13 protein-coding genes are annotated in these 16,197 nt (G+C 67.3%); 6 read left to right on the forward strand and 7 right to left on the reverse strand.

All coding sequences use genetic code 11. The annotated features are described in order from the left end of the window. Positions 1 to 30: 30 nt before the first annotated feature. Positions 31 to 1,395, reverse strand: coding sequence for a PQQ-dependent sugar dehydrogenase (locus A176_RS14325; protein ID WP_044889166.1), 1,365 nt, complete (start codon positions 1,393 to 1,395; stop codon positions 31 to 33). 515 nt (positions 1,396 to 1,910) lie between these two features. On the opposite strand from A176_RS14325, the gene A176_RS14330 reads away from it, so the two are divergent. Beyond that, positions 1,911 to 2,609, forward strand: coding sequence for a LysM peptidoglycan-binding domain-containing protein (locus A176_RS14330; protein WP_044889167.1), 699 nt, complete (start codon positions 1,911 to 1,913; stop codon positions 2,607 to 2,609). Between the two features lie 181 nt (positions 2,610 to 2,790). Further along, the gene (locus A176_RS14335) at positions 2,791 to 4,023 is read left to right on the forward strand and encodes a COG3014 family protein (protein ID WP_144429540.1); all 1,233 of its coding nucleotides are present in this window, start codon (positions 2,791 to 2,793) and stop codon (positions 4,021 to 4,023) included. Between the two features lie 5 nt (positions 4,024 to 4,028). Here A176_RS14335 and A176_RS14340 read toward each other — a convergent pair whose 3' ends face one another. Further along, the gene (locus A176_RS14340; protein ID WP_002640747.1) at positions 4,029 to 4,493 is read right to left on the reverse strand and encodes a hypothetical protein; all 465 of its coding nucleotides are present in this window, start codon (positions 4,491 to 4,493) and stop codon (positions 4,029 to 4,031) included. Between the two features lie 22 nt (positions 4,494 to 4,515). Further along, positions 4,516 to 6,309: a DUF885 domain-containing protein gene (locus A176_RS14345; RefSeq protein WP_002640746.1), complete on the reverse strand. Its 1,794-nt coding sequence runs from the start codon at positions 6,307 to 6,309 to the stop codon at positions 4,516 to 4,518. A 295-nt stretch (positions 6,310 to 6,604) separates the two neighbouring features. Here A176_RS14345 and A176_RS14350 point away from each other — a divergent pair, with 295 nt between their 5' ends. Then, positions 6,605 to 7,177, forward strand: coding sequence for a tRNA-uridine aminocarboxypropyltransferase (locus A176_RS14350; RefSeq protein WP_044889168.1), 573 nt, complete (start codon positions 6,605 to 6,607; stop codon positions 7,175 to 7,177). A gap of 286 nt (positions 7,178 to 7,463) precedes the next feature. Continuing rightward, complete coding sequence (locus A176_RS14355; protein ID WP_158513088.1) at positions 7,464 to 9,014, forward strand: ArnT family glycosyltransferase; 1,551 nt, start codon at positions 7,464 to 7,466, stop codon at positions 9,012 to 9,014. On the opposite strand, the gene A176_RS14360 is transcribed toward A176_RS14355, so the two are convergent. The 4 genes from A176_RS14360 to A176_RS39330 form a co-directional block, all read right to left on the reverse strand. After that, the gene (locus A176_RS14360; protein WP_002640743.1) at positions 8,929 to 10,083 is read right to left on the reverse strand and encodes a sensor histidine kinase; all 1,155 of its coding nucleotides are present in this window, start codon (positions 10,081 to 10,083) and stop codon (positions 8,929 to 8,931) included. The two genes, A176_RS14355 and A176_RS14360, sit on opposite strands and share 86 nt — an antisense overlap. Continuing rightward, on the reverse strand, positions 10,080 to 10,754 hold the full coding sequence (locus A176_RS14365) for a response regulator transcription factor (RefSeq protein ID WP_002640742.1): 675 nt from the start codon (positions 10,752 to 10,754) through the stop codon (positions 10,080 to 10,082). The genes A176_RS14360 and A176_RS14365 overlap by 4 nt, the downstream gene beginning before the upstream one ends. A gap of 260 nt (positions 10,755 to 11,014) precedes the next feature. After that, a complete protein-coding gene (locus tag A176_RS37985; protein ID WP_226994313.1) occupies positions 11,015 to 11,812 on the reverse strand; it encodes a carbonic anhydrase in 798 nt (265 codons plus the stop codon). 350 nt (positions 11,813 to 12,162) lie between these two features. Beyond that, the gene (locus A176_RS39330; protein ID WP_021780957.1) at positions 12,163 to 13,962 is read right to left on the reverse strand and encodes a hypothetical protein; all 1,800 of its coding nucleotides are present in this window, start codon (positions 13,960 to 13,962) and stop codon (positions 12,163 to 12,165) included. A 311-nt stretch (positions 13,963 to 14,273) separates the two neighbouring features. Between A176_RS39330 and A176_RS39335 the strand changes: the two genes are divergently transcribed. Then, a complete protein-coding gene (locus tag A176_RS39335; protein WP_002640738.1) occupies positions 14,274 to 15,362 on the forward strand; it encodes a leucine-rich repeat domain-containing protein in 1,089 nt (362 codons plus the stop codon). Positions 15,363 to 15,427: 65 nt separating this feature from the next. Beyond that, complete coding sequence (locus A176_RS14385) at positions 15,428 to 16,189, forward strand: ParA family protein (RefSeq protein ID WP_002640737.1); 762 nt, start codon at positions 15,428 to 15,430, stop codon at positions 16,187 to 16,189. Positions 16,190 to 16,197 lie beyond the last annotated feature (8 nt).

Below are 16,197 nucleotides of genomic sequence, written 5' to 3' on the forward strand. Positions count from 1 at the left end.
CTCGGGGCGCGGGCATGCGCATCTGGAACTTCAGCGCGGCGTGACCTTGAGCAGCTTGCCGTTGGTCGCGTCGGTCAGCAGGTAGAGGGCGCCGTCGGGGCCCTGGACCACTTCACGGATGCGCTCGTTGCGGTCCTTGAGGAGGTGCTCCTCACCCACCGCGCGGTCGTTGTGCATCCGCAGCCGCACCAGCGCGCGGGCGGACAGGCCGCCGATGAAGACGTTGTTGCGCCACTCGGGGAACAGGTTCCCGGTGTAGATGGTCATGCCGGAGGGCGAAATCACCGGGTCCCAGTAGTACACGGGCTGCTCCATGCCCTCGCGCCGCGGGCTCTCGTGGATGGGGGCTCCGGAGTACTCCTCGCCGTACCCGATGGTGGGCCAGCCGTAGTCCTTGCCGGCCTCGGGACGGTTGAGCTCGTCACCGCCCTGGGGGCCCATCTCCACGGTCCACAGCCGGTTCTGGCTGTCGAGCGCCGCGGAGAGGATGTTCCGGTGACCGATCGACCAGATTTCAGGCTTGGCATCGGGCGTGTTCAGGTACGGGTTGTCGTCAGGCACGGAGCCATCCGGGTTGATGCGGACGACCTTGCCGAAGTGGCTCCTCACGTCCTGCGCCTGCACCCGGCCCGCGAGGATGGAGCGCTCACCGAGCGTGACGAACAGCTTGCCATCCGGGGTGAACACCAGCCGGCCGCCCGAGTGCAGCGTCGACTCGAGCGTCGGCATCATCTGGAAGATGACCTGCACGTTCTCCACGCGAGGCTGCGCCCCGTCCACGAGCCGCGCGCGCGCGACCGCCAGGCCGTTCCCGCCCGTGCGGGGCTCGGCATAGGTCCAGTAGATGAGCCCGCTCTCCGCGTAGTCGGGGCCGACCTCCACGTCGAGCAGGCCGCCCTGGCCACGTCCATCCACGGCGGGGAGCCCCGTGACGGCGGGGGACTTCGCGCCCTCCGGCGTGACGATGTAGAGCGAGCCCGTGGGCTTCTCCGTCACCAGCATGCGCTGGTCGGGCAGGAAGGCGATGGCCCAGGGGTTCCTGAAGCCCGACGCAATCTCGGTGACCGTGATCTCCGTCCGGGACTGGATGGCCGGGACGCGCGTCTGGCCCGGGAAGGCCGGGTCGAACTCGGGAACGTTGGCCGGGCCCTGCGGAACCGGCGGGCCCGTGGGCAGCGGCTCTTCCGGCGTGCCCGCGTCATCATCGGGGACGCCCGCGTCGTCATCAGGCACGCCCGCGTCATCATCGGGGACGCCCGAGTCTTCAGGCGGAACGCCGGAGTCCACTCCCGAGTCCCCTTGGGGGACACCCGAATCGGGAGGCTTGGGGCGAGGGTCTTCGCTGCAACCAACGAGGAGTGTGGCGACGATGAGGGGGATCGACAGGATTCGCATGCGACTCGCTCCTGGGGGGGATGGGAATGACGCGACCATCGCGTCCCTGACGTTGCGAGGAAAGGACGCGTTTGGGTGGGTGGTGATTCCTTGCCGTGCATCGGACAGACATTCGCCTCGGGGATGGAGCCCCACGCGCCATCACCCATGTCTGTGCAGCAACGCACCAATTGTATGAAAGGGCCGTAGTCCCCGCCGCGCCAAAGCCTGCCCCCACGCAGGGTGGGCTGCCGGTCCTGAAGCACGGCGCGGAGTCCTTCATGTTCGGCACCGCGTTCATCTGGATGGAGAAGATTGCTGGCAGCAGCGTGCCCCAGTTCATCCTGCACGACGCACGCACGGCCATCACGGCGCGTGTCCCTCCTGCCTCCACCAAGCGTGAACCTGACGCGAAGGTGACGAAAATGTCAGGGACGGGCGGCCTTCAGAGGGGCGGGAGGCGGATTCCAAGTTTTTGGGAAATCGGACGCAACTTCGGCGGTCGCCTGCCGACAATGGGGGCAGGAGATACCTCAATGTCCACGTCCATCCGTTCGAACCGCTCCAACGGCTCCTCCTACAAGATCCAGCGGGGCGACACGCTCTCCGCGCTCGCCGTCCGCTTCAAGACGTCGGTGAAGGAGCTGGCGCGCATCAACAACATCGCCAACCCGGACCTCATCTACGCGGGCGCGAACCTGCGTCTGCCCGGCAGCAGCGGCAAGGCGGGCGGGTACAGCGGGAAAGACTCCTTCGATTCCGGCTCCAGCGGCGGTGGTGCGCGCCGCTCGGGTGGTGCGTCCGGTGGTGGGAACGTCCGCAGCACCGGTGGCGTGGCGCCGAACGGCGCGACCCCCGCGATGCAGCGGCTGGCCGACGCGGGCCGCCGGGCGGCGATGAGCATGGGCGGCTACAACAGCCAGGGCCTGTGCGCCACGGGCGTGAGCCGGGCCATCCAGAACGCCTTCGGCTTCAAGGTCTGGGGCAACGGCAACCAGATCGACGACAACCTGCCGCGCGACAAGTTCAAGCAGGTCAACATGTCCCTCGAGGAGGCGCTGAAGATTCCGGGTCTGGTCCTGACCTGGGAGAAGACCTCGTCGCGCCTGGGCAGCATCTACGGCCACACCGCCATCACCACCGGCGACGGCCGCTCGTCCGCCAGCGACTTCATCGAGCAGAACACCACGAACAACGGCCGCAGCGGCTTCAAGGTCTTCATGCCCATCATCTAGTTCCGCCGCGAGGTGGAGCCTGATGTCCCATCGCCTCCGGGGCTGCCTGCCCGGGGGCGATGTCGTTTTCGTGGCTTGTTGATGAAGGGGGGCTTGAACGCATTATCCTCGCGGGATGGGCGCATTCATCTCCAGGGGCGGCGTTCATCCATCGCGACTGACACGTTTGTGGGTCGGTGCCTTGCTTGTCGCCGTGCTGTCGGGATGCCGCGCCAGCTATGTGCGGCAGACCGCACAGATGCGCGTGCTCGCGGACGTCGGACAGTATGACGCGGCCTTGACGGAGCTGGATTCCGTCGCGGCGCGAGAGGAATTGGATCCATTGCTCGTCGCGGTCGACCGGGGCGGCCTGTTGCACCGCGCGGGTGCGTGGGACGCGAGCAGCCGGGTGTGGGTCCGGGCGGCGGAACTCGCGGACGACCACGAGCGGGTCCGGCTGTCGGAAGAGTTCACGGGGAACATCCCCTGGCGCATGGGCTCCTTGGAGCGCCAGACGCTGCACACACTCAATGCGCTCAACTACCTCCAGCTCGGCCGTCCCGAAGATGCGGCTGTCGAGGCGCGGCTGACGAATGCACTGACGCTTCAGCGTCACCTCGAGGAGCGCCACCAGATCCAGATGGAGCGGCATCTCCATGCCATTCATTTCGACGAGGAGCTGCGCCCTTACCTCGTGCAGAGCGCCATCGGGCTCTACGTCAGCGGGTTGGCGCATGAGCTGGCGGGGAACGAGGCGTCAGCGTTCATCGATTATCTGGCCGCCTGGAGCATCACCCGGAGCGCTCCGCCCGGAGCGCCTTCCCGTTTGACCCATCTGGAGCCTTGGCTGCTGTCGGAGGCACGCCGGCTCGGTCGACCTGAACTCGAGGCGTTGGAGCGGGCCATTCCTGTCCCTGCCGCGTCAGCTCGGGAGGGCGAGTCCGGAGCGCTGGTGGTGGTCGTGGAAGCCGGCAAGCTGCCCGAGCGCTGTGTGATTGAAGACGCGAAGGAGGCTCGGGTCTGGAACGTCTGTCCCCGTCCATGGCGTCGCGGGCAGGCCCGTGTCGAGACCGCCTCCGGAAGCTGGGACACGGAGACCGTCACCTCCCTGGAGAACATCCTGCTGCGCCGAGGCTCCCTGGGCGTGAGCGTGGATACGACGCGAAAGCCCAACCTCTGGGCGAGGGCAGGGGCTTTGTCCCTCTTCGTGCTCATGCCTCCCTTGGGAGGCTATCTCCTGGCGCGCTCCGCCGTTGAACACGGGACGCAGATGGAACAGGGCTGGCTCAGCTTGCCGGCGGAGTTCCAGGTGGCCCGTTTGTCGTTGCCTCCGGGGCGGCACACCGTGCGTGTTCGCAGGAGCGGTCAGGAGGAGACGCGCGAGGTCGACATCGTCTCCGGCCATCCACGCGTGCTCGTCGTACCAATGCACTGAGCGGGTTATCGGGCACGCTGGCCCGCGCGACTGGCGCCCTGTCGGACCTTCGCCGCGTCCGCTGGAACGATGCGGCCAAGCAGGTCCAGCTCCGTGTTCACCTCACGGGCGCTGATGTCGTGCGGCTGGAAGGACGCGCCGTGCTCCGCCTTGAAGAATTTCACGTAACTGCGTCCACCTTCTTCCCAGCCGCGCATGAGCAGGACCTCGAGCGTCGTCTCGTCTCCGATGCTCGCCCGGCGGATGGCGACGACCGCGGTCCGAACGCCGTCCTCACTTCGGGATTCGTCACGGGTGGACTCGGCCATCTGCTTCGCCGTTTCCCAGAGCGTGTCCAAGGCGATGTCGTAGCCGTAGTCGTAGAGCTGCTGTCGCAGGTACGCGTCCTCACCCAGGTCCTTGCGGATGCCACCACACGCCGCGGCGGCGATGGTGCAGACGATGATGAGGCCGCGCGGCAGAGCTGACATGGATTGTGATCCCATCGACAGGTCAGGGCGATGCCGACGACACACCGTCCTCGCCCAGCATCAGCCTGCGGACGATGGGCACGGGCGGGTAGCCATAGGAGACCACCTGGTCGTGGAAGCGCTGCAGGGTGAAGTCCTTGCCCCACTGCGCCTTCGCGTCCTCGCGCAGCTCCATCAACAGCTTCTTGCCGAGCGCATAGACGAGGTACGTCGGGTCCGACGTGCCCCGGCGGGCCTCGCGCTCGGCGTTGATGCGCGTCATGTACGCCTCCTCCTCGAAGAGGCGCACCGCCTGCTCATACGTCATCCCCCGCGTGTGCAGGGACAGGCCCGCCACGTAGCGCGCGAGCCGTTGAAGGTAGAGCGCCAATTGGTTCAGCCGCAGCCGGTCCGCCTGGACACCCGTTCCGCCATAGCCCTCGTCCAGCATCATCTGCTCGGTGTACAGGCCCCAGCCCTCGCTGAAGGAGCCCGAGCCCATCAGCTTGCGCACCTTCGACTCCACCCGGTTCGTCCACAGAAACTGCACATAGTGGCCCGGGTAGGCCTCGTGAATGGAGACCAGGGGCAGGGCGTAGCGGTTGTAGAAGCTCATGTGCTGCGTGGTCTGATCCGCGTTCCAGGCGGAGTCCGGCGGCGTCACGTAGTAGTACGCCTCCGTGGCCTTCGTTTCGAACGGGCCTGGCGTGCTCATGCTCGCGAAGGACAGTGCCCGGTTGAAGGACGGTGTCTCCGCCACCTGCGCCCGGACCTCGCTGGGCACGGTGATGATGCGCTGGTCGATGAGGAACTGGCGGATCTCCTCCAGCGTCGCGGTCGTCGTCGCCACCAGCTCCGCTGGGGCGGGGTGGTCCTTGCCCAGCTCGCGGTACACGTCCATGGGCGCCTTGCCCGGCGCCAGCCTCGCCGCCACCTCGTGAAACTGCTCTTGCGAGCGCTTCATCTCCGCGCGGCCCCAGGCCAGCAGCGAGTCGATGCTCTCCGTCACGCCCTCGTCGTACTGGAGCTTCTTCCGGTACGTCTCCTCGCCAATCGCGAACTCGCCCTTGGAGCGCGGCAGCAGGTCCTCCTTCAAGAAGCGCGCGTAGGTGTCGATGGCCTCCAGGCCGCGGGCCTGCTCCTTCTTGAAGGCTTCCTGCAACGCCGCGTCCTTCACCTTCGCGAAGGCCTGGGGCAGCGTCTGCGCGTACAGCGCGCGCGTTCCCCGCACCTGCTCCAGCGCGATCTCCGTCCAGAGCCTCGGCGGATTCTGGAGATTCGCCTGGGCCGCGGCGAAGACCTCCGGCACCACCCCCATGCGTTTCACCGCCGAGCCCATCCGCTCCTCCAGCGGAGCGTAGTCGCGGTTGATGAGCTGGAACACGGCGCTCGAGGCGAAGCCCAGGTACGCATTGGGATTGCGCTCCCACGTGCGCACCACCTCCAGCTCCAGGATGCGTGAGCGGAGGTGATTCTCCAGGATGTCGTAGTCCGCCTTGTCCAGCGGCGGCAGCGCGGCCCGGTCCACCGCCTTCGGCAGCGCTGCGAGCCGGTCCTTCAGGTACGCGAGGTGCTCTGCGCGCTCCTCGGGCCGGAAGTTGCGCAGTTCGCCGTCGTAGGTGTGCACACCCGCCGACGTTGCTGCGAGGGGTGAGCGGCGGAAGTGCTCCTCCAGATGCGCGTCCACGAAGGCTCGCAATGCGACCTGGGCCGGTGCCATGGCCCGCGCCGAGGGGATGTCCCGAGGTTCCGATGGAGGCGGCGGGCGCGAGGCCGTGCAGCCGGGGGAGAGCAGCAGCCATGCGGCGAGGACGCTCGTGGAACGCAGCACGATCATGAAGCCTCCAAGGAGAGAGATGGATGGGGGCGCGAGCCTCGCGCATGCTTCCGGGGCCGACAAGTGTCCCTTCGCGACCGTCGACCTCCAGGGAGGCGTGCAGTCGCATTGCCGCTTCCTGACGGGGAAGTCGCGTCTGGCGCCTCGCGACACACGAACCATTCCGCTGCGCGTTGGCATGGCTGACACACTCCGTCAAGTCACCGCGCCTCCTCGCTGGGCCTTGGGGCGGCGGCGCTGGCGTGGGGGAAGGAGTGCTTCTGTTCCATCTCCCGCCGGACCAGAATGTCGGCAGATGTCTTCCCGTCTCGCCAGCCGCCCGCGGTGCTTGCGCTGCAACCTGTCGCTTCACCTGTGCCTCTGTGACGCGATTCCCCAGGTGCGGACGCGGACGCGCATCCTCCTCCTTCAGCACGTGATGGAGATCGCGAAGAAGAGCAACACGGGCAGGGTGGCCGCGCTGGCGTTGACGAACTCGAAGCTCATCATCCACGGCTCGCCCAGCGGGGACTTCGACCTGGAGTTGCTCTCGGAGCCGGGGACCTGGCTGCTCTATCCCGATGGCCCCAAGGCGCCGCCGGATGCCCCTCCGCCGCGCCAACTGGTGGTCCTGGACGCGAGCTGGTCTCAGGCCCGGAGGATGACGCAACGGGTCCCAGAACTGCGGACCCTCCCTCGCCTGGCCCTGCCAGCGCCCGAGCCGGGACTGCTCCGGCTTCGTGAGACGTCGCATCCTTCAGGGATGTCCACCCTGGACGCCGTCGCTCGCGCCGTGGCCGCGCTCGAAGGGCCCGACGTGGCGGAGCCGTTGGAGCAGCTCGCCGCGCTTCGGGTTCAGCGGATCGCCGCCTGCGGAACGTTGTTCTGAGGCGGGCCAGGGTGATGCCGACCTGATTGTCCCTGTCCACCGTGCTGGGGCTCGTGGGGTTGCCGGCAGCGTATGTGCTGGTGCGTCGTTCATCCTCGGTTTCAAGCTGAACGTCTGACGCGGCTTCACCGCCGCGGGCCTGGAGGCGTGGATGAGAGCCGGATGAGATTCTTCTCATCTGGCTTTGGGTTCGCGGACACGCCCCGCCCGCATCGTGCATGACATCACCGACTCCTTCGCGCCACGGTGCATGGGTGCCCGCGTGCGTCAGGGGCAGAGGTGTCGGATGGCGCGTGCGTCCGTGGAGATTTCCCGGGTGGCGGGATGGCGCTGGGTCCTGTGGTCGTCATTGGGGCTGGTGCTCCTCCGCCTTGTCTACGCTCGGCAGGTGGAGTTGGCCCCCCAGGAGGCATATTACTGGCAATACGCTCGTCACCTTGACTGGTCGTATCTGGACCATCCTCCGATGTGCGCCTGGTTGATGGCGTTGTCCTCCTTCTTGCTGGGGGACTCGGAGATGGCGCTCCGATTGCCCGCCATCCTGTCTTCGGCCGCGCTCAGTTGCATCCTGTACTCCCTGGGCACTCGGCTGTACTCACCGGCAGTGGGGCTGTTGACGGCCATCGCCGCGAACACCACGGTCCTTTTCGGGCTGGGCGCGGTGGTGATGACGCCGGATGTTCCCCTGGTGCTTGCATGGGCTTCGGTGTTGCGGGTGCTCTGTGAGTTGGTGTTGCCGGATGGGCGAGGGCCAGGCCGGTTCGGCTGGCGCTGGTCTCTGGTGGGGCTGCTGTGTGGGCTGGGCCTGCTGTCGAAGTACACCGCGGCGCTGCTGCCGATGCAGGTGTTGCTGACGGCGCTGGTGACTCGTCGAGGTCGCGAGGCCTTGTGCACGGCGCATCCGTATGTCGGCTTTGCCCTCACGGTCCTGGTCTTCTCGCCGGTGTTTTTCTGGAACCACGCGCACGGTTGGGCCTCGTTCGCTTTCCAGACGATGGGACGTGCCCAGACGATGGATGGCTTCCACGGCTACCTCGTGGGCCGATATGTGGGGCTTCAGTCCGTGGCCGTGGGGCCGTTGCTCTATCTTGCGCTGTTGCTGACGGCGGGCCTTCTCGCACGCCAGGCGTGGAGGGGGGACGCGCGAACGCGTCTTCTGGCGCTCGCGAGCGTGCCGGGCGTGCTCCTCTTCACCCTGGTGAGCCCGTTCCACTGGGTGAAGATGAACTGGGTGGCGCCCGCCTATCTCGGGTTGCTGGTCGCCGCCGCTGGTGGCGCGTGGAAGCTGCGCCACCAGCACCTCCTGCGTGCGTATGCGGGACTCAGCACGGGGATGGGAGCGGTCTTGATGGTGGCCATGTACCTGATGCCCCTCTGTTCATGGATTCCGTTCCGCGAGCGCGACAATCTGGTGAGCGGCTGGAGGGAGTTGGCCACGGCCGTGCAACGCCATCTCGACTCCTCGGGAAAGCCGGCACCCTTGGTGGTGGGGTGGGGCTACAAGACCGCCAGTGAGCTGGCCTACTACCTGGAGGGGCGACCGGAGACGCAGTCTGACTCCGCGTTGGGCGGCGACGGGCTCGCCTATTCCTACTGGCTGGAGCAGGTGCCTCCGGCGAGGGACGCCATCATCGTCGCGGACATGCGTCAGCCGCTGCGGGATGCCGGCTCGCGCCTCGACATGCATTGCGCTTCAGTCCGGGAGCTGCCGCCGGTGACGGTGCATCGAGGCGCTCGGGTGGTGACGACCTTCAGGTTGTGGTCTTGCCAGGGATGGCGGGCAAAGAGCGAACTGGCTCGCCGGCAGGCCCACTCGACAAGGGCAGACGAAAGGTGAAGTGGCTCTCCTCTCCGCGGCGCTGGTAGGCGAGTGCTCCTCCGTGGGCCTCGGCGATGGTGCGAGAAAGCGCGAGTCCCAGCCCCGTCCCCTCCGTGCTTCGTGACACATCCGCGCGGGCGAATCGCTCGAAGAGGCGCGGCAGAAAGGCCGCGTCCACTCCCACGCCGTCGTCGCTCACTGTCGTGAGCACTTCGCTGCCGGTGGTGATGATTTCCACGCGGATATGGGACCGTGCATGGCGGCGCGCGTTGTCGAGCAGGTTTTCGAGCAGTCTGGTCAGGAGGATGGGGTTCCCGTGGATGGGTGTGGTGGCGCCCACGAGCTCCAACGTCAGGCTGCGCGCCTGCGCCGCCACGTGCCGGCGCGTCTGCTCCAGGGCCTCGCGTGCCAGTGCATACAGGTCGAGCGGCTCCGTGTTCATGACGCGTGCTCCGGCATCCGAGCGTGCCAGTTGAAGCAGCTCATCCACGAGCCGCGCGAGGCGCTGCGTCTCCTCGAACACGATCTCGAGCGAACGACGGTACTCCTCGGGTGTTCGTTCCCGCCTCAAGCTGACCTCGGTCTCACCCAGAATCACCGTGAGGGGCGTGCGGAATTCGTGCGCGGCATCCGAGGTGAAGGCGCGAATGCGCTCGAAGGAGGCGCGAGCATCCGCGAGGAGCTCGTTCAGGGTCGAGGCCAATTGGTCCCACTCGTCTCCATTCCCTCGAACCGGGAGGCTCAAATCCAGCTTGGAGGCACGGGCCGCGCGGGCGCGCTCGCTGGCATCTCGGAGGGGCGCCATCGCGCGACGGGCCAGTGCGCTGCCCAGCACCGCCGCTCCCAGCGCGGCGAGGGGCGCCGTGAGGGCCATGGCGCCCAGCGCCTGGAGTGCCTCATCGAAGAGGCCCTCTTCGTCCGCCTGCTTCGTGGCTTCGGCTGGAGCGGAGTGCCGCTCGAGGCGCTCACGCCACTCGCCCCAGACGAGTATCGCCGTCACCGCGCCGCCGTAGAGCAGGAGCGTTCCCAGCACCGCGCTGGCGAAGAAGAGCGTCAGATGGGCGCGCAGGGTGAGCGGCCGCCTCATTTCTGACTCCGAAGGACGTACCCGACGCCCCTCACGGTGTGAATGAGCTTGAGCTTGAAGGGGGCGTCCACCTTGGTCCGGAGATAACGGATGTAGACCTCGACGACGTTGGAGAAGGTCTCGAAGTCGTGTTCCCACACCGCCTGGACGATGCGTGTTCGCGACACCACCTCGCCCGCATGCTCGAGCAAGAACTGCAGCAGGGCGAACTCCCGTACCGTCAGGATGATGGTCTCTCCCGCGCGGGTCACCCTTCGCGTGGAAGGGTCCAGGGTCAGGTCCGCGTGGCTCAACAGCGGGCCCGCACGCTGAACGACGCGACGGAGGATGGCTCGGATGCGCGCGAGCATCTCCTCGAAGGAGAATGGCTTGACCAGGTAGTCGTCGGCGCCGGCATTCAGCACGAGAATGCGGTCGGTGACGGCGTCCTTCGCGGTGAGCATGAGGACGGGGGTGTTGTCGCCTTGGGCCCGCATGGCCCGCAGCAGCTCCAACCCCGGGAGTCCGGGAAGCATCCAGTCCAGGACGATGAGGTCGAAGCGTTCGGTGTGAAGGAGTTCTTGTGCCTGGAGCCCGTCAGCGCTCTCCCGAACGCGAAAGCCTTCTTCCTGCAGTCCGCGCGCGATGAATGCCCGGACCCTCGACTCGTCTTCGACAATGAGGATGGACACAGCCCGGTCTCCTGGGTTTTTCAGAAGTGCCTGGTCGCTTCCAAGCCGGGCCCTTCGCGGCGCAAGCCGCGAGCGATAGTATCCACGACAGTGCCCTGCGGTGCCCCGCGCCCGGCCGTTTTGTTGCCGTTCAGCTTCGGCTGACATGGTCGCGGCATGTTCTCCTGGAGCAGGCTTCGGAACGCAGGTGGTTGGTGGCCCGTGGCGCTCTGGAACCGCGCTGCGGACCGACATGGCACGGGGTTCAATCCAGAGGGAACCTATGGGTCACGAAGATAGATGACGCGCCCATTGATTGGCTGAAGAGGCCGGTTGTTGGGGTTGATGTAGGGTAGGCGCTGAAAGGCGGCAATCTGTGCGTCAGCCAGTTCGACTGGATGACGCATCACGTACCACTCGACTCCCTCCGTGCAGGGCGGCGTTGTCAGTGAGCCTCGATACTGAAAGTAGCTCGTTTTTCGAGGCAATAAGTTGCTGACATTGATGAGCGCGCCACGCGGTGCGTGTTCATCATTCACGGTCCAGGGTAGATTCTGGAACGCTTGAAACAGCGCGGCGTTGGTCATGCCCACCTTCATGAACACACCCACGACCAGGTGCTCGCCGTCAGGACTCTCGTGGACGATATGCAGTTCCATGGGATGGCGCATACCATCCACGACATGCTCGCTTGGCGTGTGGAAATGGAACGACTTCAGCATGTAATGCTTGGTGCCAACGCGAACTTCGCTTCCGGTGTCATAGGCGAATTCGACAGTGTGCCCAGTGTGCCTCATTTTTACGCGGCTGGTGCGATAGTAGAATGATGGAGCGGGGCCGTTTTGCGGTTCGGCCAATGCACTCACCAAGGGAATGGGCGTTTCATGCTGTCCCATGGAGCAGGCGTCCGCCCCAGGCAATTCTCCCCAGTGTGAGGGGCCGACGCTGTCGATGTATCCCCAGCTCGGCCCCGGACTGGCACTTTTGGCGCGCACGCCTGTCTGTGCGGACACGGATGCGGGGAAGACGATTGCAAGCGCAAGTATACCTAAACCCATAAGGTCATTTCTGGTTTTCATGTCGGAGGCACCGGCTGCGCTGCCAGCCAAGACGGCAGCAAACTCAATTTAGCGGCCGGTCGGCATGCCTCCAATCACGATGAACGCGCCATGTCACTCACCGGGCATGGGGGTTTCAAAGCCATAAACAACCAACACTCTGCTCGCGCTTGGGAGCCACCTGGAGCGTTGCTCGTGATCCCGTGCCCGTCCCCCCAAGCAGCACGCGTTGCTTGTGATTCGGGGCTTCATGCACGAAGGCCCCGCGATACTCATCGCGAGGCCCGTGTTAAACGAAAAGGCCCTGCCGGTTGGCAGGGCCTCTCAATCAGCTCCGAGGGACGTCTTCAATCCCGCGATGTGTCTCGGGATTACAGCATGCTGGCGATGTCCTTCACCGGCTGCGGCGCGGCCTCGGTGTTCGCCAGCGCGCCCGTGGCGGCGCCGAAGATCAGGGAGGCGGGGTTGATGCGGCCCTTGGTGAAGGCCCCGGCGACACCCTCCGCGGCGCCCTTGATGGTGTTGAGGTAGCCCTTCGCGGCGCCCTCGAACACGCCCTTGACGCCACCCTCCGAGTTGCCGATGCCCGTCAGGACATTGCTGACCCCCGGCAGGAACCACAGGTGCTTGCCCGCCTCACCCGCGAACCACTGGAAGTTGTCCTTGTTGCTGCCGTCCGCCTTCACGTGGGTGTCCTTCGTGGTCGGCAGTTGGTGCTCACCCAGGAAGGAGTAACCCTTCTCGGCGAAGTCCTTCACCATGCCGGCCTCGGTGCCGTGGCGCGCATCGCCGTCCTTGGTGATGCCCTCGATGTTGCCGTCGCCCTTGCCGTTCTTGACCTTGTTGGAGCGGTCATCGCCCGTGGAGGCCTTCGCGCTGTCGATGAACTCCAGCACCTTGGCCAGGCGGTAGACGGCGTCCGGGTTCTGCTTCGCGTCCTTCAGGTCGAGCTTGGGGTCGATGCCCGTCTGCTTGCAGAGCTGCTCGAACTTGATGTCCTTCTGACGGCCCAGGCTCTTCAGCACGGGGGTGTCGTCGACGATCTGCGCGGCCGTCCGCTTGTCGCCGGCCGGGCGCTTGTCCTTGGCGCTCGGGACGCCGTTCCCGGAGGACTCCGGCTCGGGCGCCGGCTTGAGGTTCTTCGCGTCCTCGAGCTTGGGCGCGCCGCGGGGCGCGAAGCTGGCCGGCACGGAGTGCGGCGTCATCTGGCCACCGACCCGGAACGCCGTCTCGGGCGGCCGCGTCAGGACCGGAGACTCGAACTCACCCATGGGGGCGAGCGCGCCCATGGGCATGTTCCCGGACGGGAGCGCCGACGACGGAGGAGCAAAGCCGCCCATCGGAGGGAGGCCGGCGCCCGGACCGAAGGCGCCCGGCGGCGGGAGGCCCGGCGGACCGAAGGCATCCATGCCCATGGGGGGCAGACCGGCGCCCGGACCGAAGGCGCCCATCGGCGGCGGGGGCATACCCGCCGGGCCGAAGCCCATCGGCGGGAGACCGGCCGGCGGACCGAAGGCATCCATGCCCATGGGGGGCAGACCGGCGCCCGGGCCGAAGGCGCCCATCGGAGGCGGGGGCATACCCGCCGGGCCAAAGCCCATCGGCGGGAGGCCCGCCGGCGGACCGAAGGCATCCATGCCCATGGGGGGCAGACCGGCGCCCGGACCAAAGGCACCCATGGGCGGGGCCGCCGGACCGAAGGCCTCCATGGGCGGCGGCATGGCCGCCGGACCAAATCCGCCCATCGGGGGTGCCATGGCCGCCGGACCGAAGGTGTTCAAGGTCTGGAGCGCCATGGGGCCAATCTCGGCCGCCGTCTGGAGCGCCATGGGGCCCAGGTCGGCCACCGTCTGGAACATCATCTCGCGGCCGGAGGGCCGGTTCGGCGCACCCGGACCCTGGGGCCCCTGAGGACCCGCCGACGGGCCGGAGGGCCGGTTCGGCGCACCCGGACCCTGGGGACCCTGAGGACCCGCCGACGGGCCGTTGGGCCGATTCGGCGCACCCGAGGTCTGGAACGAATCCGAGGGCCGGGAGGGCTTGGTCTCGGACGCGGGCGGGCGGCGGATGCGGGTGTCCTGATCAAGCCCCGTCGGCTTCGAGGAGGGCGGCTTGGCGGAGGGCTGCGCGGCACCGGGACGCTTGGAGACGGAAGGGGGCTTGATGCGCATGGGGATCACCAGGGTTTTGACAGCGAGGAGTGCTGCTTTGGCGAGTGTGTCCCGCCCATGCGCTGTCTCATTGCAGCGCCCATGCCACCTTGTGTGCATGCAGTAACTTGCTGATTTCACATGAGGCCGGTGGCTGCGAGGCCCCCCTGTGAGGCGTTGGGCCGGTGACCGCAGTCACCAGGCAGATGGCGTCAGTCACCACCGAAGGGCCAGCACCCGAAGCGCCGCCACTCCGCCGTCAGCAGGGGCCGCCCGCCGCGCTCCGCGTGCCTTCCTCGAGAAGGGGGGATGCGGGTAGGAGTCACCGGGACATGTCGAAGAAGACCGTATCGTTGGCGACGCTGTGGAAGCGGGTGGAGAAGAAGGCCGTCCAGGTGCTGGGGAAGGGCGCCGCCGGCAAGTATCCGGAGGCGCTGGAGCCTCGGGTGATGCCGTTCTCCACCGGATTCGACCCGGCGCCGCTGCTGCCGGCGGAGTACGTGGAGCTGGTCCAGGCGCTGGGGTACCGGTGGCTGACGGGCACGTCTTCGACGCTGGCGTTGCTCCCTCCGCGCTGGCAGGTGGGCCTCTCCCAGCAGACCGGGGTTCCCGACCGCCAGTGGGATGAGGTCCGAACGGAGCGCGAGGCGGGGACTCACGTTCATGCGTTCGTGATGTTCGCCGCCCACGACATCGAGGACATCAACGGCTTCGCCTTCGGCAAGAGCGCCGACAGTGACGCGCTCGCCGTGTGGAACGTGGAGGACAGCCTCCCGGTGGAGGAGCTGGGGCCGTTCTCCACGTGGCTCGCGGAGGCGTTGGAGGCGATGTCCGAGTCCCTGGATGAAGCGGAGGAGGGCGCGACGTCCGAGGAACCTCCAGACCTCGCGGGGGCCTCGCTCCCCATCAAGGCGAAGGCCAAGGCGTCCGCCGCGTCGAAGAGCCCGGCGGCCCTGTTCGACACGTTTCCTCGGGACTCCAAGGAGTTGCTGTTCAACGGCCGCAAGCTGGGGGCGCTGCCCGCGGTGATTGGCGAGTTCACCGAACTGGAATCCCTCTGGATGCGCACCACGGGCATCCAGCAGGTGCCCCCAGAGGTGGGCCGCCTCTCCAAGCTCAAGAAGCTGGACCTGTCGTTCAACCCCGAGTTGACCGAGCTGCCGGCGGAAATCGGGGACCTCGAATCACTCGAGTCCATCAACCTGAACCGCACCGGCCTGAAGACGTTGCCGGACTCCCTGGAGCGTCTGCGCCGCCTGACGTTCGTGGACCTGCAATCCACGCCCCTGACGGCGCTGCCGCCGGTCCTCTTCCGGATGCCGTGGTTGCGGACGTTGGACCTCTACTGGACGACGCTGCCGCCCGAGGAAATCGAGCGGTTCCGGCGCGCCGTTCCGGGGTGCAAGGTGGGCGTGAACTGACCGCCCGAGCGCCATGGCGCCCCGTGGCTTCTCTCCCCGTGGGACGTCCGGTATAGACCGGGGCCATGGCGTTCATTGCGTTCTCCACCATCAAGGGCGGCGTCGGGAAGACGACGCTGTGCTCGCATGTGGCGGCGGCCCTCGCGGATGCCGGGCGCCAGGTGTTGCTCCTGGACCTGGACCCGCAGGCCCACGCGTCGCTGGTGCTGGGCTTGGAGAGCCGCGAAGGACCGTGCGTGGGCGACGCGCTCGGGCCCCGGCCCAAGCACACGCTGGCGCAGGTCGTGGTGGCCTCGCCCAAGCGGCCGGGCCTCTTCATCGCGCCCGCCGCGCCGCGCATGGCCACCCAGGAGCGCGAGCTGTTCCAATGGGGTCACCGCCTCCAGGCCATTCCCCGCGCTTTGAAGACCCTGGGCTGGACGCCCGACGTCATCCTCGCCGACACACCGCCGAGCATCGGCGCGTACACCGAGGCCGTGCTCGCCTCGGCGGACCTCGTCGTGGCCCCCGTGCCCACCGGGGCCTTCGCGCTGCAGGGCCTGGGCGAAATCGAGACCGCGTGGCGCGAGGTGCGGGAGCAGGGCGGCGAGCTGGTCGCCGTCGTCAACCTGTGGGACCGGCGCACCACCGCCACCAACGAGGCCATGGAGGGAGCGCTCAGCGAATCCTCCGTGCCCGTGCTGCGCTCGCGGATTCCGCGCTCCGAGTCCATCAACCAGGCGGGGCTGGGCTACGAAGTGGTGTTCGACACGAGCCCCCAGGCGGCGGGCGTGGAGGAACTCCGCGCGCTGGCGCACGAGCTGGGCAAGCGCGTGGGCCTGCGCTGAGCGAAGCG

The sequence above is a fragment of the Myxococcus hansupus genome, from assembly GCF_000280925.3.
In the GTDB taxonomy this organism is placed as follows: Bacteria; Myxococcota; Myxococcia; order Myxococcales; family Myxococcaceae; genus Myxococcus; species Myxococcus hansupus.